This is a genomic window from Rhodococcus sp. 06-235-1A (assembly GCF_002258785.1).
Taxonomy (GTDB): domain Bacteria; phylum Actinomycetota; class Actinomycetes; order Mycobacteriales; family Mycobacteriaceae; genus Rhodococcoides.
The window spans coordinates 156,332-177,993 of the sequence record NZ_NOYI01000021.1 but is presented as its reverse complement, the minus strand read 5'-3'; the positions used below and the strand labels follow the sequence as shown (position 1 = coordinate 177,993).

Below are 21,662 nucleotides of genomic sequence, written 5' to 3'. Positions count from 1 at the left end.
GCTACTCGCCTGCCAAGCGCTCGGTACGTGAGTTCAGTGCCTTGACGAACACATCGGGAATGTCGCGCGGATCCTCGGCCACGTAGCTCGTCCCGCCGGTGACTGCTGAAATCTGCTGCAGCGCAACCGGATCTGCATCACTGGTGACGCCGACGGTCACGATGACGATGGGCCGCACCGGATCTTGCTCCTTCTGCAACGCTGCCAGTAGCTGATCCAGGGTGATGCTGCCATCGTCTTCGTTGGCACCGTCGGTCAGGATGATGACGCTGTTGACGTAGTTGGGGTCGTAGCCCTCCTTGACCCGCCGGAACGCGGCCAAAGTGGTGTCGTACAGCCCGGTCCCGCCACCGACGAGCCGGGGTAGGCCACGAATGGCGTCGAGGATCGCCTGGCGCTGCGGCTTGCCGTCGAACGTGTTGCTCACCGGGCCGAGCGGTACCAGTTCTCGATAGTCCTGTTTTCCACCACCGAGTCCGATGGAAAACGCCCACAGACCCATCTGGGTCTGGTCGCTGAACAGATCGTTGGCACCGACCGATGCATCGACGGTCAACGCGATGCGGGTCGAGTCACCCGACTTCGCAGCCATCGAACCCGAGACGTCCTCGACCACGAGGGTGCGGAGCGGCAGCGCGAGGACGGCCCAATCTCGTAGCGTCGTCTCGATGGACAGCGGGTTCTTGATTTCGAGCGACGCCACGGATCCGACGCCCTTGCCGTCGGGTAGCGGAGTTCCGCTCGAGGTTCGGAAGCCGGCCGCGACCAAGGTGTCGGTGGCAGACGCGGTGGCGAGAACCGAGGCCAACGCCGCTCCGGCCTTTTTCACCCGGTCGTACTCGGGGCCGGCCGGCGCCGTAACCGCCAGCGGGTAGTTGAGGAAATAGCTTCCGGTCGGCGGAACCGACTCGGTCAGACCCGATCCCGGATTGTCTGCCTGGTACGCCAGCAGTGCCTGCTCCGTCGCCACGCTGGTGCCACCGTCTGCGGCCACCTCGGCCACCAGATCAGGGGTGTCGTGCGGAGTGTCCGCGATCCGTCCGAAATCCTGAGCCATGGGTACAAGAGCCGCCGACACGGCCTTGGCGTCGGAGATCGCCACCTCGGATTCGGCCAGCGCACCGAGGATCGCGGCATTCGAGGCACTGCTGGTCAGCGGATCGCCGATGCGTTGGCCGGGAAGCTGAAGCACGCTGAGCCAGGTGTCGGTGACCGGCACGGCATCGGATTTCGAGACCAGCACCGGCAGGGTGTTCGCCACCGAGGTCTTGGCCAGCTCGGGGAGCGCGCCGGTGGAGCGGAGGGTCTTGAGCAGCCACAGCGTCGAATCGGGGATCCACAGGTCCGGACGATTTTCGGTGCCCGCGATTTCGGTCGCGGTGTCGGTGGGACGTTCGGGGCGCACCTCGAAGTTCACGCACCCGCGCTCGAACTCGCCCGCTTGGGCGACGATCTGCTGCACCGGCTCGGCAATCGAAGTGTCCACGGCAAGCGACACCGTGTCGAGCGAATCGCAGCTCTCGGCACCGGACGCGCGGACGGCCTGGACTCCGAACCAGCCGCCCGCCGCGACCACGACTACCGCGAGCGCAGCTGCGCCCCAGGTCACGGCAGGACTGAACCTGCGACTGCTGCCGCTGTGACGTCCTGACATCGACTTCGACCCCCTAGTACTACCCCCGACACCCGTGTTCCGAGACTGCCCCGCGCTGCCCCAGGTGACGGAGAGCACGCGGCGCACAGCATAGCCGCTCCCGTCACCGACCGGAACGGCTCCTCAGCGCATTGACGAAGACATTCGGGATTTCGGCCGGATTTCGCGCGACGAAGCTCGTACCGCCGGTGGCAGCGGAAATTTGCTGCAGCACACCGGCATCAGCGTCGTCGGTGATCCCGATGGTGACGATGACGACCGGCCTGGACGGGTCCTGCTCGGCACGCAGAGTCGACAGCAGCTCGTCGAGTGAGATGCTGCCGGGGTCCTCGTTGGTGCCATCGGTGAGGATGATGACGCTGTTGACGGCATCGGGGTCGTAGCCCTGCTGCACGGTACGGAACGCGGCCAATGCGGTGTCGTACAACCCCGTCCCGCCCCCGACCAGCGACGGCAGGCCCCGGATCTGCTGCAGCAGCACCTCACGCTGAGTGGTGTTGCCGACCTGCTCGTCCATTCGCCGGATCGGTGCCAGCTCGCGGTAATCCTCCGTGCCGCCGCCGAGTCCGATCGAGAACGCCCACAGGCCCATCGACGCGTTGTCCGGGAACAGTCGGTTTCCGGTCTCACTGGCCTGCACCGTCAACGCGATGCGAGAGTTCGCCCCAGCGCTGTAGTTCATCGATCCGGACACGTCCTCCATCACCAGCGTCCGCGAGGGAAGAGCCAGCACCTGGTACTGCCGCAGCGTCGATTCGGCGGCCTGCTGATCGGCGATCGTCAGCGGCGTGACCTCGCCGATCCCACGATCGGAATCGAGGGGTGCATTGTCCGCTGCACGGAATTCGGCCTCGGACAACACCTGCTGTCCTCGCTCGGATTCGATGGCTGCGGCCAGGGCCGTACCGACGGACTTCGCGGTCTCCTGCCGATCGCCTGCGGGCTCGGTCACCGCCAGCGGAAAGTTGAGGAAGATGCTGCCCGTCGGCGGCACCGTCGCGCCCAGCTCGACGTTCTTCTCCTGCTGGTACGCCAGGTAGGTCTGCTCGGAGACCACCGCGACGCCGCCGTCGGCGACCAGGTCGTCCAGACGTACCGTCGGATCGGCTTCACCACGGGTGGCGGCCTGAGCCTGGGCAATGGGCACCAGTGCCGTCGAAATCGAGTCGAGGGCCTTCTCGTCCGAACCTGCCTCGGCCACCGCACCCAGGATTGCGGCGTCGGACGTGGTGTTGGTCAACGGATTACCGATCCTCAGGCCTTCGAGCTTCAGGGCAGTGAGCCAGGTGTCGAAGAACGGCACCTCGTCCTTGCGGGCAGCGAGCACAGCCGGGGTACTGGCCACCGACTGACTCGCGAGGTCGATCAACGACGCGGTGGACCGCACGGTCTTGCCGATCCACAGCGACGAATCGGGAATCCAGAGCGAGGGGACGTCGTCGCCCTTGGCCACCGCGGCCGAGACCTCGCCCGATTCGGTGGCGGTGACCTCGATGCCGGCGCAACCCAGGTCCTCGGCGGAGGTGTTGTCCACGATCTGCTGCAATACCGGCGCGATCGCCGGATCCGCGGCCAGCGAGTAGGACTCGGGGTTGCCGCATTCGGAACCGAATGCCTTCTGGGCGACGACCACGCCACCTGCGACAACGACGAGGAGTGCAACGGCAACGACGCCGTACTTCACCACTCCCCTGCTCTTCGTCGTGGACGACGAAGCACTGTGTCTACCGGGCATGACATGACCTCTCCGTAGCGAGCGAGAGGGAGAAGATCGTCCGCCCCGCCGTTCGGTTCGCCAGATACTACGTCAGGCGTAGATCTTGACGAACGTCTTCAACGAGTTCTCGATGTCGCCCTTGAGTGCACGGGCCACGCCGGAACCGATCGGACCGAACAGCGGTGCACCGCCCAGGTTGATGTCGATGGTGATCTCGGAACCGTCGCCCTTCGATTTCACGGACATGTTCAGGCCGATCTTGACGCCGCCCTTACCGTTGCCCTTGAGCTCGAGCTTCTTGGGCGGATCGTAGGACTCGATCTTCCAGGACACCCGGTTGCGCATGCCCTTCACGCTGGCAATGGAGTCCAGAGTGGTGCCGACGGCCAGCTGCTCGGGCAGCTCCCCTCGCCACGCCTCGTGGATGGAGAGCCACTGCTCGTAACCGGACAGATCGGACGCGTGCGCCCACGTCTGCTCGGGGGTCAGTGGGACGTCGAGGGAAACCTTCAGCTTGGCCACAGCAGGGATGGTAACCGCTGAACGAAAAATGCCCGTGTGAGGCCTTGCTCACACGGGCATTTTCGGTGGTGCTGCGATCGATCAGTGGGCGCTGGCCTTCTCCGCACCGATTCCGGTGAGTGAGCGAACCTCCATTTCGGCCTGCTTGTCGGTGTTCTCGGTGTCCTTCGAGATCAGCGTTCCGACGATGCCGAGGATGAATGCCAACGGAATCGACACGATGCCCGGGTTGGAGAGCGGGAACCACGCGAAGTCCGAGCCGGGAACCATCGACGTCGGCGATCCGGAGACGGCCGGGGAGAAGATGATCAGCACGATCGTCGAGATCAGGCCCCCGTACATGCTGAACAGTGCGCCGGTGGTGGTGAAGCGACGCCAGAACAGCGAGTACAGGATGGTCGGCAGGTTCGCGGCCGCAGCGACCGCGAACGCGAGTGCCACCAGGAAGGCGATGTTCTGCCCGTTGGCGAGGATGCCGAGGCCGATGGCCAGCAGGCCGATGACGACGGCCGTGATGCGCGAGACCTTGACCTGCTTCTTGTCGTCCACCTTGCCCTTCTTTATGACGCTCGCGTAGATGTCGTGAGCGAACGACGCCGACGCGGTGATCGTCAGGCCGGCGACCACGGCGAGGATGGTCGCGAAGGCGACCGCCGAGATGACACCGAGCAGAATCACGCCGCCGAGCTCGAACGCCAACAGCGGCGCTGCGGAGTTCTGACCGCCGGCCGAGGCCAGGATGCGGTCGGGTCCGACGATCGCTGCAGCACCGTAGCCGAGCACCAGGGTGAACAGGTAGAACGCACCGATGAGCGCGATGGCCCATACGACGCTGCGACGAGCTTCCTTGGCGGTGGGCACCGTGTAGAAGCGCATCAGCACGTGCGGCAGACCCGCGGTGCCGAGGACGAGTGCGATGCCGAGCGAGAGGAAGTTGATCTTCGAGGTGGCACTGCCGCCGTACTGAGCGCCGGGCGCGATGACGTCGCGCGCGGCAACGGGATCGCTCGCCGATCCGGCCACCATGGTCTGCGCGCTGCCGAGCAGCTCGGAGAAGTTGAGGCCGAACTTGGCGAGCACGAGAACGGTCATGAACGCCGCACCGGCGATGAGCAGAACAGCCTTGATGATCTGCACCCAGGTGGTGCCCTTCATGCCGCCGATGAGCACGTACGCGATCATCAGCACACCGACGATGGCGATGACGATGGACTGCCCGGTGCGATCGGAGATGTCGAGCAGCAGTGCGACGAGTCCGCCTGCACCTGCCATCTGTGCGAGCAGGTAGAACAGTGAGACGGTCAACGTCGACAGTGCGGCTGCAGTACGAACCGGTCCCTGCTTGAGTCGGAAGCTCAGCACGTCGGCCATGGTGAATTTGCCGGTGTTCCTGAGCAATTCGGCGACGAGCAACAGCGCGACGAGCCAGGCGACGAGGAAGCCGATGGAGTACAGGAAGCCGTCGTAGCCGTAGACGGCGATGGCGCCGGCGATACCGAGAAAGCTTGCCGCCGAAAGGTAGTCGCCGGCGATGGCGACGCCGTTCTGCGGTCCGGAGAATCCGCCGCCCGCGGTGAAGAATTCAGCGGAGGTCGCGTTCTTCTTCGATGCTCGGATGACGACGGCCATCGTGATGATGACGAACGCGCCGAAGATGGCGATGTTGACGAGTGGTTCACCGACGGTGGTGTCGGCGGCCTGGGCTAAGAAGGTCACGACTTGGCTCCCTGGGAGGCTTCCATCTCGGCGCGCAGGGCTGCGGCACGAGGATCGAGTTCACGGTTGGCGAACTTCACGTAGATGCCGGTGATGGCGAACGTGGTGACGAACTGGCCGAGTCCGAGCAGCAGACCGACGTTGATGTTCCCCCACACCTTGGTCGACATGAAGTCGACCGCGTAGGTGCTCAGCAGCACGTAGAGGATGTACCAGACCAGGAAGAACCCGGCCATCGGGAACACGAAGCTACGCAGGCGACGCCGGAGTTCCTGGAACTCTGGACTGGCCTGCATGTCGACGAACGCTTGCGCGTCCGGTGGCGAATTGGTTTCCGATGCGGTCACCTTGGACTCCTGAAGTAGATGTGAGCTGTAGCTGACTCGGAACAGTAATGAGAGTCAGGTCACAAAATCAGGAGGTGGCGTCGATCACACGATGGACTGCGGGAGTGTGCGACGAGCGGTAGCGCAGACCCGACGAACGGCCTCTCGCTACAATTCGCGCTCGCGGTCTTTGCCCATATCCAGGCCTTCTGGGAGATGCAGTCGCGCGAAGATGCGGGAGATGTCCGACGGCACCGTTTTTCGGGTGGCGAGGCTGACGGCGATCATCGAGGCGAACGCGACGGGGACGCTGACGGCGGCGGGGTAGCCGAGGATCGCGGCCGCCCAACCGCCGAGGACGCCGTCCGAGATGGGGGTGACGACGGAGATCGACGCGGCCACCAGTGAGATGCCGCCGCCGAGGAGCAGTCCGGTTGCCGCTCCGGCCGCGGTGAGTCCGCGCCACCAGATGCCCAGCACCAGCAGCGGGCACAGAGTCGAGGCGGCAACCGCGAACACGAGCCCGACGGTGCGCGAGAGGTCGAGTGAGACAACGCCGATCGACAGAGCCAGCGGTACCGCGCCGGCGAGAACAGCGGCGACGCGGAAGTCTCGTACCTTGCCCGAAAGGACGTCGGTACTGAGCACGCCTGCGATGCTGACCAGCAGACCTGAGGAGGTCGACAGGAACGCGGCGATGGCACCGGCGGCCACCAGTGCGGCCAGCAGCTGCCCCGGCATCCCGGACAGCACGGAGCCGGGTAACAGGAGCACTGCGGCGTCCGACGCACCGGTGATCAGCAGTTGCGGTACGTACAACCGAGCGAAGACGCCGAGGACCGTCGGGAACAGGTAGAACATCCCGAGCAGTGCCAATACGGTCAGCGAGGTCAGTCTCGCGGCTCTACCGTCCGGGTTGGTGTAGAACCGCACCAGCACGTGCGGCAGTCCCAGTGTTCCGAGGAACGTGGCCAGGATCAGCGAATACACCTGGTACAGCGGGTGCTGTCCACCCAGTCCCCCGCCCGGCATCGCCCAGGTCCGGTCGGTCGTCGGTGCCCCCGCGACCACCGGGACGGGCGACCCGGCGTCCAGTGTCAGCAACGTTCCCGAGCCGAGCCGGTGTTCGCCCGCCTCCAGAGCAACCCGCCCGTCGACGGTCTCGTCGTCGAGGGTCCCGGTCACGGACGCGACGATCGGCGAATCCACCTGCACGAGAACATCGGTGGTGATGTCGACGACGGTCTGTTCGGTCACGGTCGGTGGGGCCGGGCTGCCGACGCTTCGGTCGTCGGCGAAGAAGTGCACGGCGAGGACCAACGCGGGGATGGCAATTGCGGTCAGTTTGAGCCAGTACTGGAACGCCTGCACGAACGTGATGGAGCGCATCCCGCCGCCGACGACGTTCGCAATGACGATCAGCCCGACCGCCAGGGCACCGACCCACCCCGGCACCCCCAGCAGAATGTTCAGAGTCAGGCCTGCACCCTGGAATTGGGGCACCAGATAGAGCGCGCAGATGACCACCACCACCAGCATCGCCAGGGTGCGCAACCACGGTGCGCCGAGCCTGAACTCGACGAAATCGGGCACCGTGTACGCGCCGCTCCGGCGCAGCGGCGCAGCGACGAACAGCAGCAGGCCCAGGTAGCCCGCGGTGAAGCCGACGGGATACCACAGGGCATCGGCACCGTATTTCGCGATCAGCCCGGCGACACCGAGAAACGATGCAGCAGAGAGATATTCACCGCTGATTGCGGCGGCGTTCCACCGCGGACCGACGGAGCGTGATGCCACCAGAAAGTCCGAGGTGGTGCGCGCCAGCCGAACTCCATAGATGCCGATACCGACGGTGGCCACGGCCGCGAAGAGCAGCGCGATCACCGTCGCGATGGGAATGGACCCGTTCACCGACGCCTAGTCCTCGACCAGGCCGACGAACTCGGCCTCGTTGCGCTCGGCTCGGCGCACGTACGCCCAGCCGACCCCGAACAGCAACGGATAGATCGCCACCCCCAGCACCAGCCACGGGAACCCGATACCGAACAGCGTCACGTCGGTGAAACGTGCAAGCAGCATGCCCAGCAAAGGAATTGCGAACAGTATCGACAGCGTCATCATGGCGAGCCGCACCGAGAGCAGCAGCTGCGCTCGGACGAGGCTGCGCACGAGGGCGTCACCGACCTCGGTTTGCTCCTGCACCTCGACGCGGGTGTGCACCATCCGTGCGCCGCGACGTTGCGAGAGCACCACGCGTTGCCGGTGTGGCTGACTCACCGCGTAGGCCCGATCATCGAGACGACCACGATTGCAGCGGCCCGCGGACCAATCTGTCCTTGAGCTCCCTGGCGTGCCTGCGGCTGACCGGCAGTTCGCAGGCGGCCAGGTCTCCGCTCGCCCGCAAACACACCACCAGGCCCGAGCCGACACTGCGGATTCCCGTCACCAGCCGCAGCGAGACCAGGTAGGAGCGGTGCACCCGTAGGAATCCCGCATCGGCCCAACGACTTTCGAGGGCGGACATCGGTATCCGCACGAGGTGAGAGCCGGTGGCGGTGTGCAGTCTCGCGTAATCACCGTCGGCCTCGACCCAGGCGACCGACGACCGGTGCACCAACGTGGTGGTTCCACCGAGTTCGACGGGGATGACCTCGTCGGCGGAGGTGTCCGCGGACTGCGCCGGTCGACGACGAGCGAGCAGGACACGACGAACGGCCTCGGTCAACCGATCCTCACGCAACGGCTTGAGCAGGTAGTCGACGGCGCCGAGATCGTAGGCGGCGAGGGCCCGATCGTCGTGTGCCGTGACGAACACGACGGCGGGTGGCCGCGCGAACGCCGACAGGATGCCGGCCAACTCGAGGCCGTCGAGTCCGGGCATGTTGATGTCGAGGAACACGGCGTCCACGACGGACTGTCCGGTCGTTTGCTTGAGCTGCCGTAGCGCGGTGGTCGCGTCCTGCGCGGTGTGGACCTCGGCGACGGACTCCTGCTGGCGCAGCAGGAAGGCGAGTTCGTCGAGAGCGGGCCTCTCGTCGTCCACTGCGAGGACGACCAGTCCACGCCCGGCCTTGGGGCCTGCGGCCTGCGTCATGCCCGTACACCCGGCCTGAATTTCGGCACGCGCATGCTCACCTTGGTGCCTGCGCCCGGTGCGGTGTCCACTACGAGACCGTAATCGTTCCCGAAGGCCGCCCGCAGCCGATCGTCCACGTTCGCCAAACCGACATGGGTCGCGTCCTCTCTGTGCAGGCTGCCCGAGCGCAGCACCTCGGGATCCATTCCCACGCCGTCGTCCTCGATGCTGATCACCGCGTCGGTGCCCTCGTCGGCGGCGATGATCGTCACGCGGCCACCGTCGGCCTTACCGGACAACCCGTGACGGACGGCGTTCTCGACGAGCGGCTGCAGTGCGAGGAACGGCAGCGCGACGCCGAGGACCTCGGGGGCGACCTGCAACGAGACCTGCAGAGAATCGCCGAACCGGGCACGCTCGAGCGTCAGGTACCGATCGATGTTGCGGAGTTCGTCCGCGAGCACCGTGAACTCGCCCGCATTGCGAAACGAGTATCGAGTGAAGTCGGCGAACTCGAGTACCAGTTCTCGGGCCCGATCGGGATCGGTGCGGACGAACGACGCGATCGTGCCGAGTGCGTTGTAGATGAAGTGCGGACTGATCTGTGCTCGCAGCGCCCGTACCTCGGCTCGGTCCAACCGCGCCCTCGATGCATCGAGTTCGGCGAGTTCGATCTGTCCGCACGCGTAGCGAGCGACTTCGGCGATCGCACCGATCATGCCCGGTCCCGGCTCGGCGACCATTGCCGCGCCCAACACCCCGACCACCGGCGAATCGTCGACGACCAGCGGCTGCACCACCAGCGCCTTGACCGGGTGGATCGAACCGAGCGGCAGGCGCACCAGGACCCGTCGTTGCCCCTCCACGGCTCGCTTCGCGGCTTCGACGAACGCAGGCGTCAACTCGTCCCAAGGACCGTCCCAGGCCAGCAGCGTACCGTCGGGATCGCTGATGCCCAGCGCGTCGGCACCGGTCAGTACCCGCAGATGCGGCGCAGCGACGGCCGCCGACCTGGCATCGAGTCCGTCGCGCAGTGGCTTTGCCGCCAGGGACGCGGTGTGCAGTGTGGAGTGCACGGCCCGCTCGGCAGGCGTGGTCAGATCACGTCGACCTCGCAGGCTGATCAGCGCGATCACCGTGACGATCAGCGCCACGATCACCGCCATCCAGGCCAGGGCCGCGGTCATCGGACGCACGTGCTCGAGGAAGGCGTGTTCAGGAAACGTTCGACGAGCCAGTCCACGCCGATCGCATTGGCCGCCAACTCTGCATGGCCCTGCTGCGGTTCGGAGCGAAACTCGACGTCGTCACCCAGCGCGCACGCTCTCGCAACGGCAGCACGCGTCCACTGCGGATCGATCAGATCGTCACGCTCACCGACCAGCACGAACAGCGGAACCTCGGTGCGGGACGTGGGCAGCGCCACCGATTCGAGCCAGTCCGTCATCCGATTCGCTGCCTCCTCGGTGGCCGGGAGGGCGTCGGCCGGATCGAGTACGGCACCGGCGTCGGCCTTGGAGAAACCGAGCAGATCGCTGCACGCCGTCAGTGCAGTCACGTTGTCCGCGAACGTGCCGCGGATGTAGTCGGCGCGGTCGGCACTGGGATCCACAGCGCGCAGACCCTCGTAGAGATACGGAACCAGTAGTTGACGCGGCACGGTCTGCTCGGTCTCGGGTGCGAAGAATCGAGTCAGATCTGCGGTGGGCGACAGCGCTGCTACACCGACCAATTGCAGTCCGTCGCCGTAATCGGCATCGTGCTCTGCAGCGGCCCAGACTGCTTGCCCACCTTGCGAAGTGCCCACCGCACCCCACCTGGTGCCGACGTCCGGAACCACGTTGCGGGCAGCACGCACGGCGTCGATGACGTCGTAGGCTGCGGCGTCCCGGTCGAGGTAGGCGGGATCTCCCGGCGTTCCGAGCCCCTGATAGTCGGTCACCACCACCACGGTGCCGCGCTCGAGGAAAGGCGTCACCAATCCGATACTGCCCAACAGGTTCGGGTAGAGCGAGGGTGCGCACTCGTCGGTGACACCGGTTGTGCCGTGCCCGACCGAGACGATGGGCCAACCCCCGGGAGGCGCAGAACCCTTGGGCACGAACACCGTTCCCGACGCTTCCGTACCGCCCCCGGTGACCCCGTCGGTGGTGCGGTAGACGATCTTGGTGGCCGTCCCCCCGAGGTAGGCGACACCGATATCGACCTGGCCGAGCAGCATCGACGACACGATCGCGCCACGTTCCGAGCCTTCGGGTGCCGAGGCCTCGGTGCTTGTGGAGCCGTGGTCGACAGGATCGACTGCGGGAGTACCGCACGCGGCAAGGGCGAGCACCAGTACCGCGGCGACCACCGAGCCGGTCGACCTCACTGTCTCTGCGCTCCTACATTGTTCGTCGTCTACGTCGCGCGGCGTTCGATGCGAGCCTCCGCCGCAATTTCTTCCACGTCCAAGCCATTCAACACTGCCCGCAATGCCTCGTCCTCCAACTCCCCCGAGTCGCGGGCCGCGATGAGTGCCGCCCGCTGCGCGACCAGGACGTTGTGTCGCAACGAATCGAACAACGCTCCTGCCGCGGCAATTCGCTTCTCGCGATCCTCGGTCTCGTCGGCATCCAATCGAGCACGAACCGAGCGGCGAACACGCTCGATCACTTCGGTCACTCGCTCCCGGTCCACCCCGGCGATGCCCTCCTTCGCCGCTCGCTGAAGATAGTCCTCGGCAGCCGTGCGGGCAATGGCCTGCGAGAGCAGACGCTGATTGTCGTTGCGCTGCTGCTCGAGTGGATCTGCGACGTCGAGTCGACGGATGAGCAGCGGAAGCGTCAGACCCTGCAACAGCAACGTCCCGACCGCAACGACGAACGCGACCGCCTGAATCACTGCGCGGCCGGGGAATTCGTCACCCAGCACCGTGGTCAACGGCACACCGGCGGCCGCCGCGAGCGTCACCACCCCGCGCATTCCCGCCCACGAGAGCACCATGTTCTGCTGCCACGTCAGTCCGGCCTCGCTGGGCGCTGGTCGCCTGAACAGCCTGCGGAGCACAATGTTTCGCCCGGAGTTAGCGAAGATCCACGCTGGGCGGACCACCATGACCACCACGAGCACCAGCACCGCGTACGCGAACACGTGATGGACCGGCAGCCCCTCGCGCTGGACTTCCTGAATGACGAACTTCAGCTGTAGACCCATGTAGGCGAACACGAATGCTTCGAGCAGAAGGTCCAGAGTCGGCCACACCTGCCGTTCCTGGACCCGCGTGGAGACCGAGACGTCGGCGGTGACGCGTCCGAGCACGAAGCCTGCGGTGACGACGGCGAGAACGCCGGACGCGTGAATTTCCTCGGCCGCCAGATACGCGGTGAACGGCAACACCAGCCCCAGCACGGTTTCCAGCGCAGAATCGGCGATGCGATTGCGCACGAATCGCACGATGCGAGCCAGGACCAATCCGACCAGAACACCGCCGACGATCTCGTAGACGAAGAACAGTATCGGTGAACCCAATTCGATCCGACTGCCCGTCACCGACGCGACGGCCAGGGTGAACAGGGTCAGCGCGGCCGCGTCGTTCACCAGGCTCTCCCCGGTGAGGATTGCCATCATCCTCGCGGGCAAGCCGAGCTTGCGTCCGACGGCGACCGCGGACACCGCATCGGGTGGGGCCACGACAGCGCCGAGGACCAGGGCTGCGCCGAGCGTCAGTTCCGGGACCAGCAGATTCGCGAACCAGCCGACGGCAATCGTCGTCACGATCACCATGACCAGTCCGAGCCGGAGGATCTGGCCGAGGTTTCGCCGAAAGGTGACGAACGAGAAATCCAACGCAGCGGAGTAGAGCAGCGGCGGAAGCACCACGCCGAGGATCAGCTGCGGCGAGAGACTGACATGCGGCACTCCGGGAACGAACGACGCGATGGATCCGACGGTGACGAGCACGAGGGGCACCTGGAGGTCCAGGCGCTCGGCGAAACCGGCGACCGCGATCGCGAATATGACTACGAGAAGAAGAATCGGTCCGTCCACACCGACGATTGTGCCGCCAGCCGCACTCTATGGTGCGACCGACGGCCGTGACGAGTCGTGAACGGGTCCTACTTGTCCGGAATCGCCTTCTTGGCTGCTTCCTGGACCTTGTCGATCTGATCGGAGTACTTGCCGCCGGTCTTGTTGTCGATGAAGTCCCCCGCCTTCTCCACGACGTCGTCGATCTTGTCGGAGTTCTCGGCCGCAAGGTCCTTGCCCTTGTCGACGATGCCCTTCAGATTGTCTGCGAAGCCCATGACTCTCTCCTGTCGCTAGAGTGATCGAACACCTGGCAGCTTACGTTTTGTACTGCCTGTTGCGTAGTGCTGTTCAATTGCGTAACGCTTTTCGATTGCGCAGCGCCGATCCGAATCGATGGGCAACCTCGACGAGCGCGATTCCGATACCGCCGATGATCAGAGCACTGGTGGTGGCTCCCACATTGGACGGATCGAGTTTGAAGAAGGTGCGACAGAACGGGATCGCGAACAGCAGCAGGTAGCCACCGACCGACCCGCCGAGCAGCACGATCTTCCACCAGTTGTAGGGCCGCGCGACGACGGCCAACACCCACAGCGCGATCATGATCAGGGTGATCAGCGCGGTGGTACTGGCCTGCGTCACCTGGGTCTCGGTCGCGTTCGGGCCGGCATAGACCAGTAGGTAGGAGACGAACGTGCACGAGCCGACTATCAATCCGGACGGGACGGCCAGCCGCATCACCCGCGAGACGAATCCACTGCGCGCCCGCTCGTTGTTGGGCGCGAGCGAGAGCACGAAGGCCGGGATGCCGATGGTGAACCAGGCAGCGATCGTCACGTGCCGCGGGAGGAAGGGATACGGAATCGGCTCGAAGTGGAAGATCTGCGAGAGCACGCCCGAGAGCCCGATGAGGAACGCCAGCAGTACCGAGTACACCGTCTTGGTGAGGAACAGATTGGAGACACGTTCGATGTTGCCGATGACGCGTCGCCCCTCCCCCACGACGTACGGCAGCGTGGCGAACTTGTTGTCCAACAACACGATCTGCGCGACGGCTCGGGTGGCTGCACTTCCCGAACCCATCGAGACGCCGATGTCGGCGTCCTTGAGCGCGAGCACATCGTTGACGCCGTCGCCGGTCATCGCGACCGTGTGGCCGCGAGATTGCAACGCGCCCACCATCGCTCGCTTCTGATCGGGCCGGACGCGGCCGAAGGTGGTGGAGTGCGCCAGGGTGTCGGCCAGCTTCTCGGAGTCCTCGGGCAGCTCTCGCGCGTCGATCGGGGCGTCGCCGCCGGGTAGGCCGAGCGATCCGGCGACCGCACCGACGGAGACGGCATTGTCGCCGGAGATCACTTTCACCTGTACGTGCTGACTTGCGAAGTAGTCCAACGTCTCTCGGGCGTCCTCGCGTACCTTCTGCTCGAGAATCACCAGCGCTCGCGGGGTGACGACGCCGGGCGCATTCGCGTCGTCGACGGCAGCGTCGGAGCTGGCGAGCAGCAACACCCGCAGGCCGTGGGAACCGGCGTCCTCGGCACGACGGGCGATGTCGGAGGAGGTGTCGAGCAATACGTCCGGCGCACCGAGGAGCCAGTTTCCGTGCTCGCCGTAGGACAGTCCGCTCCACTTCTTCGCCGAGGAGAACGGGGCCACGGCCGTCTGCGTCCACCCCGGTGCGTCGGGATACGCTTCGCCCACGGCCTGCACACTGGCATTGGGCCGCGGATCGTCGTGCGCCAGCGACGCCAGAGCCGCTGTGGCGGAATCGGAATCGTCCTCGTCGATCAGCACCAACTCGGACAGCCGCATACCGTTCTCGGTGAGCGTGCCGGTCTTGTCGGCGCACACCACGTCGACGCGGGCGAGTCCTTCGATCGCGGGCAGTTCCTGCACCAGGCATTGTCGTTGGCCGAGCCTGATGACGCCCACCGCGAAGGCGATCGACGTCATCAGCACCAGGCCCTCGGGGACCATCGGGACGAGCGCGGCGACCATGCCGTTGAGGGCGGGCCGCAAAGCCTGACCGCTGGAGAACAATTGGTTGTAGATGATCAGCGCACCGGCCGGAATCATCAGGTACGTGATGAATTTGAGGATCTTGTCGATGCCGCTGCGCAATTCGGACTTGACCAGGGTGAACTTGCTTGCTTCCTCCGCGAGCTTGGCAGCGTAGGCGTCGCGACCGACTTTCGTCGCGCGATACGCGCCGCTACCCGAGACGACGAAACTTCCCGAAAGCACCTGCGCTGCCTCGAGTTTGTGCACCGTGTCGGCTTCACCGGTGAGCAACGACTCGTCGATCTCGAGGCTCGCGGTCTCGATCACCTCGCCGTCTACGACTATCTGGTCACCGGGGCCCAGTTCGACGATTTCACCGAGTACCACCTCGTCGGGCGGGATCTGCTTCGAGACGCCGTCGCGTCGCACCTGGGGCTTGTTCTGCCCGACGATCGCCAACCGATCCAGGGTGCGCTTGGCGCGAATCTCCTGCACGATGCCGATGCCACTGTTCGCGACGATCAACAGCCCGAACATGCCGTCGATCACCGAACCCGTCGAGAGCACGATGATCAACAACACACCGAGAATGGCGTTGATGCGGGTGAACACATTGCCGCGGACGATGTCGCGAACCGACCGAGAAGCCCGGGCCGGAACGTCGTTCGACTTTCCCTCGGCCTTCAGCCTGGCAACTTCCGCCTCGGTCAGCCCGGTATCCCGCTGCGCATCGGCGTCGATAGACATGCGTGCAGCTTAGTAGCGATCGCTCAGCCCAGCCGAGACCACCAACGATCGTCGTGCACCGTTCGCGTGCCGTCTATTCGTTGCCCCGGCATCGGCACCGCCACCTGCACTCCGACGTCCTGTGCGGCGGCGTGCAGCCGCACGATCGGCTCGGACCACGGGTGGAAAGCCAGATTGAACGTCGCCCAATGAATCGGCACGAAGATGCCCGACGCCGTCAGATCGACGTGCGCCGTGACCGCTTCCTCGGGGTTCATGTGAATGTCCGGCCACCGCACGTCGTAGGCCCCGACGGGCAGAAGGGTCAGATCGAAGGGGCCGTAGTTGCTGCCGATCTCGGCGAACTTCGGTGTGTAGCCGGTGTCGCCGCCGAAGAAGACGCGTCGAACCGGACCGGCGAAGGCCCAGGACGCCCACTGCGTCGAGTCCCGGGTCAGACCGCGGCCGGAGAAGTGCCGAGCCTCTGTGCACGTGACGGTCAGGCCACCGAGGTTCGTCTGCTCATCCCAATCCAGCTCGATGATGCGCGCCTCGGGCACCCGCCACTTGCGCAGGTGAGCGCCGATACCCAACGGCACGACGAACGGTGCGGACTGCGTGCTCGCCAGCTTCTGCACCGTCGTCTTGTCGAGGTGGTCGTAGTGATCGTGGGAGATCACTATGGCGTCGACCTGCGGCAGGTCGGTCAGGGCCACCGGTGTCGGATGCAGCCGCGCGGGCCCCACCACCGAGGACGGGGACACGCGATTGCTCCATACCGGATCGGCGAGAACGCGATAGCCGTCGACCTCGATGAGCACGCTCGAGTGGCCGTACCAGGTGACCGCAAGCTCACCCGCATCCACGGGAGCGATCGGCGGGGCCAGCGGAATCGGGCGCTGTGGCCTGCCCTTGCCGCGTTCGGTGACGAGTGAGACGAACATGTTCTTCTCGCCCTTGTCGCCGCGGCCCGGTACGTAGCTGGAACTGGGGTCGGAGTTGTGGAACCGGCGATCGCGGTATCGCGGCGATCCGGCGGCGTAGGGGGTGATGTGTGCGCGCCTGGCACCGATGGCCGACGGCAGACCCCACAGCGCACGCGCCAACCATGCCCCGCTCAGTGCTGCCGTTGCTCCCAGTACGAACTTCGTCTTCGTCACGGCCACCACAGTAGGCGGCGCCGACGTCTCCGCAGCTCACCCGTAACCTTGCCGTAGAATATTCGCGTCGGTTTTGCTGCTAGAAGGGGAGACATTGAGTACCGAACAGCTCGAATTCCAGGCGGAGACGCGTCAGCTCCTGGATCTGATGGTGCACTCCATCTACTCCAACAAGGACAGCTTTCTCCGTGAACTGATCTCCAACTCCTCGGACGCGCTGGACAAGCTGCGCCTGGAGTCGTACCGCAACAAGGACCTGGACGTCGACGTCTCGGATCTGCACATCGAGATCGACATCGACTCCGCGGCCCGTACCCTCACCATCCGCGACAACGGCATCGGCATGTCGCGCGCCGAGGTCATCGACCTGATCGGCACGCTGGCCAAGTCCGGCACCGCCGAGGTCCGCAAGAAGCTCAAGGAAGCCAAGGACGCAGCGGCCTCCGAGGAGCTGATCGGCCAGTTCGGCATCGGCTTCTACTCCACGTTCATGGTGGCCGAGAAGGTCACGCTGCTCACCCGCAAGGCAGGCGAGAGCACCGCCACCAAGTGGGAGTCCACCGGCGAGGGCACCTACGAGATCACCGATGTCGACGACGCCCCGCAGGGCTCCTCGGTGACGCTGGCTCTCAAGCCCGCCGACGAGGAGGATCACCTCCACGACTATGCGTCCGAGCGCAAGATCAAGGAACTGGTCAAGAAGTACTCCGACTTCATCGCCTGGCCCATTCGCATCGACGTCGAGAAGCGCGTCAAGAGCGAAGAAGAGGGCGGCGAGGACACGGTCACGATCGAGACGGAAACGATCAACTCGCAGAAGGCACTGTGGACCCGCTCCAAGGACGAGGTGTCCGAGGAGGAGTACAAGGAGTTCTACAAGCACGTCAGCCACGCCTGGGACGAGCCGCTCGAGGTCATTCCGTTCAAGGCGGAGGGCACATTCGAATACCAAGCGCTGCTGTTCATTCCGTCGCAGGCGCCGTTCGACCTCTTCATGCGCGAGAGCAAGGCGGGCGTGCACCTGTACGTCAAGCGCGTGTTCATCATGGACGACTCGCAAGAGCTGCTGCCCGAGTACCTGCGGTTCGTCAAGGGCGTCGTCGACGCAGCGGACCTCTCGCTCAACGTCTCTCGTGAGATCCTGCAGCAGGACCGACAGATCCGCGCGATCCGTCGACGCCTCACCAAGAAGGTGCTCTCGACGGTCAAGGAACTGCAGAGCGAGCAGCCCGACAAGTACAAGACACTGTGGTCGCAGTTCGGCACGGTCCTCAAGGAGGGCCTGATCTCCGACAGTGACAACCGCGAAACCCTGCTGGGCATTTCGTCGTTCGCCTCTACGAACTCCGAGGAGGGCGTGACCACCCTCGCCGAGTACGTGGACCGGATGAAGGACGGCCAGCAGCAGATCTACTACATGACGGGCGAATCGCGTCAGCAGATCGAGAGCTCGCCGCACATGGAGGCCTTCAAGGCTCGCGGGCTCGAGGTGCTGCTGCTCACCGATTCGGTCGACGAGGTGTGGGTCGGCAACGTCACCGAATTCGACGGAAAGTCGTTCCAGTCCATCGCCAAGGGCGAGGTGGACCTCGACACCGAAGAGGAGAAGAAGGAGTCCGAGGCCAAGCGCGAAGAGCAGGACAAGGAGTTCGCGGACCTGCTCACGTGGCTGACCGAGACCCTCGGTGAGGACGTCAAGGAGGTGCGCCTGTCGACGCGGCTGACGACATCACCGGCCTGCGTCGTCGGCGACGAGTTCAGCTTCTCCCCGCAGCTCGAGAAGATGTACAAGGCGTCGGGACAGTTCGTGCCGACCTCCAAGCGCATTCTCGAACTCAACCCGACCCACGATCTGGTGACGGGACTGAAGAAGGCCCGCGAGGATCGCAGCGACGATCCGCATCTCGCCGAGACCGCCGAATTGCTCTACGCGACGGCACTTCTCGCAGAGGGTACTGATCTGAAGGATCCGGCCAAGTTCTCGCGTCTGCTGGCCGAGAGGTTGACCCGCACGGTGTAGGGCTTCGCCCTCGTGCGCGTTTTGCGTACTCCTGACTACGCAAAACGCGCACGAGGGTCCACCGGTCGGTGGACGCGAAACCGTCCGCAAGTGTCGAGTATCGATACATGCACTCCACTCGCTTCCTCGAAGGAAACTATGCCCCGGTCACAACCGAGGTGACCGCCACCGACCTCCCCGTCACCGGGCAGATTCCCGACTTCGTCGATGGTCGCTACCTTCGCATCGGGCCCAACCCCATCGAACCGAATCACGCTCGCTATCAGTGGTTCACCGGGGCCGGGATGGTGCACGGAATTCGTATTGCCGACGGCCGCGCGCACTGGTACCGCAACCGCTGGGTGCGCTCGGCCGCGGTCAGTCGATCGCTCCGTGAACGTCCCCGACGCGGACCACGACTGAGCGGAATGGATTTCGCGTCCAACACCAACATCCTCGAACATGCCGGGCGGACTCTTGCGGTCGCCGAAATGGGAACACGGCCCTATGAACTCGCTCATGACCTCGACACTGTGGCTCCATCGGACTTCGACGGAACGCTGCGCGGCGGATACACCGGCCATCCCAAGAAAGATCCATTGACGGGCGAACTTCACGCCGTGTCCTACAACCCCATGTGGGGCAACGCGATTCGGTACACGGTGACCGGTATCGACGGACGGGTACGTACCTCTCGCACGATTCCGATGCCAGCCAACACGATGATGCACGACTTCTCCCTTACCGAGAAGTACATCGTCCTGTACGACCTACCCGTGGTGCTCGACCTGTCCGCTTTGGCTCATTCTCGGTTCGGGCAGAGGGTGGCGTCGATGTTCACGGGGGTCGCGTCGCGGCACGCTCTACCCGACGCCGTCTCTCGCGCCCTCATGCTGGGGTCGGGTCTGGCGCAACCCGACATCGGTGTGCCGTATCGATGGAACGACGGGCACAACGCGCAGGTGGTGGTCATCGAGCGCAACGGACGGGGTATTCGTCGATTCGACGTCGAACCGTGCTTCGTCTACCACACCCTCAATGCGTACGACTGCGAGAACGGAGTCGTCATGGAACTGGCTCGCCACCCGCGCGCTTTCGATGGCGACTCCGACCCTCTGCCCACATCGCCGACTCTCGATCGATGGACCGTCGACTTCCGCACCAGCACAGTTCGATCGGAGCGACTCGACGACCGCTCACAGGACTTCCCTCGCATCGATGAGCGAGCGCAGGGCCGTCGTCACCGGTACGGGTACACGATCGCGTCGACCCAGTCGGCCGATCGCGGGCAGGTACCCACGGCTCTGTTGAAACACGATATGCACACGGGATCGGTCGTGACGCGAGAGTTCGGTGCCGGTACCGAGCCCGGCGAGTTCGTCCACGTTCCGCGGACACCCGACGGCCCCGAGGACGACGCCATCGTCATGGGACCGGTGTACGACGCGAGCACCGACCGCACAGATTTGATGCTTCTCGACGCCGCGACGTTGGATTTCGTCGCAACGATCCACCTACCGGTACGGATCCCGCACGGATTTCACGGCAATTTCGAGCCGTCGTCCGGTTAAGGTGTGCTCATGGCGACGGGACCACGTGCGCAGTGGATCTGGTTTTCCGTCATCGGTGTCGTTGTTGCAATTGCAGTCGTGCTTCTTCTCGATTCGACACTTCCCGGAAATACTTCGGTAGCTCTCGCATCGCTGAGCGCACTCGCCCTGTGGGTGTTGGCCATTGGACTTTCTACAATGAAATCGCCTCTCTATCGCAGAGAGTCAACACTATTCGCGTGCGGTGTCATCGCGTTCGCGACCGGAGCAATAGTTGCGGCACCCGCCGCCACCGCAGTCTTTCCTGCTGTCTTTCCACTGCTCTTCATGTCGCTCCCCCTGCGATGGGCGGTGGTGTCCTCGATCGCCATCGACATCGTCGGGTTCGGCACGTTGGCGGCGACCGGAAGAATCGAAGCTGGCGACTTACCGTTGGCTGTCGCGGTGGCACTGATCGCGTCTACCGTGGGACCGGTTGTCGGATGGGTGGTGGTAACGGCTGCACGGCGCACGGAAAATCTGGACCGCCTCGTGGTCGAGCTCGCCGAAAGCCGAGCAGAGGCAGCCCTGCTCTCTCACGCGGCGGGCGTCGCGACCGAGCGTGAACGCCTTGCTCGCGACATCCATGACACCCTCGCGCAAGGCTTCATCAGCATCGTCACCGTCGCTCAGGCGCTCGAACCACATCTGGCATCGGCTGCCCCGCACCTCCAGCATCACCTGGACCTGATCGAAGGGACCGCGCGGGAGAACCTCGACGAGGCCCGCACCATGGTCGTGGAATCGACCCCGCCATCTTTGGCGGTGAACCCTTTGCGCGACGTGCTGCACCAGCTGACCGACAGCTTTTCCGCCACAACTGGTATCCAGGCCAATTTCGGCGCCGTGGGGCGACATCCGAGAAGTACCGATATTGCCGTCGATGTCGTCCTGCTTCGCTGCGCACAAGAATCCCTCCACAACGTCCGACGCCACTCGGGCGCAACTGCTGTGTCGATTCTTCTCGAGTATCTCGATCACTCGATACGAATGACATTGTCGGACAATGGAATTGGGTTCAAGGACCATCAAGAGGGGCACGGGCTACACGGCATGCGCGCCCGCGTCGGCGACGTCGGCGGCACCTTGACGCTGCCCACCGCCCATGTCGGTGGAGCAACGGTCCACATCGAGATTCCGCTGTGACACCCACCGCTGCGAGACC

The 21,662-nt window shown here is 64.9% G+C and carries 17 protein-coding genes; 3 read left to right on the top strand and 14 right to left on the bottom strand.

Annotated features, from left to right (window positions below):
- Position 1 precedes the first annotated feature (1 nt).
- The 14 genes from CH275_RS19890 to CH275_RS19825 all read right to left on the bottom strand — a co-directional run bounded on the left by CH275_RS19890 (position 2) and on the right by CH275_RS19825 (position 16,909).
- Positions 2-1,609 (bottom strand): substrate-binding and VWA domain-containing protein, encoded by a 1,608-nt coding sequence (locus CH275_RS19890; protein WP_256991127.1) that lies wholly within the window; start codon positions 1,607-1,609, stop codon positions 2-4.
- 148 nt (positions 1,610-1,757) lie between these two features.
- Positions 1,758-3,389, bottom strand: coding sequence for a substrate-binding and VWA domain-containing protein (locus CH275_RS19885; RefSeq protein ID WP_179276239.1), 1,632 nt, complete (start codon positions 3,387-3,389; stop codon positions 1,758-1,760).
- A 72-nt stretch (positions 3,390-3,461) separates the two neighbouring features.
- Positions 3,462-3,893, bottom strand: a complete 432-nt coding sequence (locus CH275_RS19880; RefSeq protein ID WP_037191822.1) for a type II toxin-antitoxin system Rv0910 family toxin — start codon at positions 3,891-3,893, stop codon at positions 3,462-3,464.
- An 81-nt stretch (positions 3,894-3,974) separates the two neighbouring features.
- Positions 3,975-5,609: a solute symporter family protein gene (locus CH275_RS19875; RefSeq protein ID WP_094679993.1), complete on the bottom strand. Its 1,635-nt coding sequence runs from the start codon at positions 5,607-5,609 to the stop codon at positions 3,975-3,977.
- On the bottom strand, positions 5,606-5,905 hold the full coding sequence (locus CH275_RS19870) for a DUF485 domain-containing protein (RefSeq protein WP_094680289.1): 300 nt from the start codon (positions 5,903-5,905) through the stop codon (positions 5,606-5,608). The genes CH275_RS19875 and CH275_RS19870 overlap by 4 nt, the downstream gene beginning before the upstream one ends.
- A 198-nt stretch (positions 5,906-6,103) precedes the next feature.
- Positions 6,104-7,846, bottom strand: coding sequence for a sodium/solute symporter (locus tag CH275_RS19865; RefSeq protein ID WP_094679992.1), 1,743 nt, complete (start codon positions 7,844-7,846; stop codon positions 6,104-6,106).
- 6 nt (positions 7,847-7,852) lie between these two features.
- Positions 7,853-8,158 (bottom strand): hypothetical protein, encoded by a 306-nt coding sequence (locus CH275_RS19860; protein ID WP_373453730.1) that lies wholly within the window; start codon positions 8,156-8,158, stop codon positions 7,853-7,855.
- A gap of 67 nt (positions 8,159-8,225) precedes the next feature.
- Positions 8,226-9,029 (bottom strand): LytR/AlgR family response regulator transcription factor, encoded by an 804-nt coding sequence (locus CH275_RS19855; RefSeq protein WP_094679990.1) that lies wholly within the window; start codon positions 9,027-9,029, stop codon positions 8,226-8,228.
- Complete coding sequence (locus CH275_RS19850) at positions 9,026-10,198, bottom strand: sensor histidine kinase (protein WP_094680288.1); 1,173 nt, start codon at positions 10,196-10,198, stop codon at positions 9,026-9,028. The genes CH275_RS19855 and CH275_RS19850 overlap by 4 nt, the downstream gene beginning before the upstream one ends.
- Positions 10,195-11,382 carry an alpha/beta hydrolase family protein gene (locus CH275_RS19845; RefSeq protein ID WP_094679989.1) on the bottom strand — a complete coding sequence of 396 codons (1,188 nt, stop codon included), beginning with the start codon at positions 11,380-11,382 and terminating at the stop codon, positions 10,195-10,197. Before CH275_RS19845 ends, CH275_RS19850 begins: the two co-directional genes overlap by 4 nt.
- Before the next feature lie 29 nt (positions 11,383-11,411).
- Positions 11,412-13,040: a Na+/H+ antiporter gene (locus CH275_RS19840; RefSeq protein WP_094679988.1), complete on the bottom strand. Its 1,629-nt coding sequence runs from the start codon at positions 13,038-13,040 to the stop codon at positions 11,412-11,414.
- Between the two features lie 68 nt (positions 13,041-13,108).
- Positions 13,109-13,297: an antitoxin gene (locus tag CH275_RS19835; RefSeq protein ID WP_032395803.1), complete on the bottom strand. Its 189-nt coding sequence runs from the start codon at positions 13,295-13,297 to the stop codon at positions 13,109-13,111.
- 73 nt (positions 13,298-13,370) lie between these two features.
- Positions 13,371-15,770: an HAD-IC family P-type ATPase gene (locus CH275_RS19830; RefSeq protein ID WP_094679987.1), complete on the bottom strand. Its 2,400-nt coding sequence runs from the start codon at positions 15,768-15,770 to the stop codon at positions 13,371-13,373.
- A gap of 23 nt (positions 15,771-15,793) precedes the next feature.
- The gene (locus CH275_RS19825; protein WP_094680287.1) at positions 15,794-16,909 is read right to left on the bottom strand and encodes an MBL fold metallo-hydrolase; all 1,116 of its coding nucleotides are present in this window, start codon (positions 16,907-16,909) and stop codon (positions 15,794-15,796) included.
- Between the two features lie 94 nt (positions 16,910-17,003).
- On the opposite strand from CH275_RS19825, the gene htpG reads away from it, so the two are divergent.
- From htpG to CH275_RS19810, 3 genes are all read left to right on the top strand, one after another.
- Complete coding sequence (gene htpG / locus CH275_RS19820; RefSeq protein ID WP_094679986.1) at positions 17,004-18,929, top strand: molecular chaperone HtpG; 1,926 nt, start codon at positions 17,004-17,006, stop codon at positions 18,927-18,929.
- 107 nt (positions 18,930-19,036) lie between these two features.
- Complete coding sequence (locus tag CH275_RS19815; RefSeq protein WP_094679985.1) at positions 19,037-20,479, top strand: carotenoid oxygenase family protein; 1,443 nt, start codon at positions 19,037-19,039, stop codon at positions 20,477-20,479.
- 9 nt (positions 20,480-20,488) lie between these two features.
- A complete protein-coding gene (locus CH275_RS19810) occupies positions 20,489-21,643 on the top strand; it encodes a sensor histidine kinase (RefSeq protein WP_094679984.1) in 1,155 nt (384 codons plus the stop codon).
- The last annotated feature ends 19 nt before the right edge of the window (positions 21,644-21,662 follow it).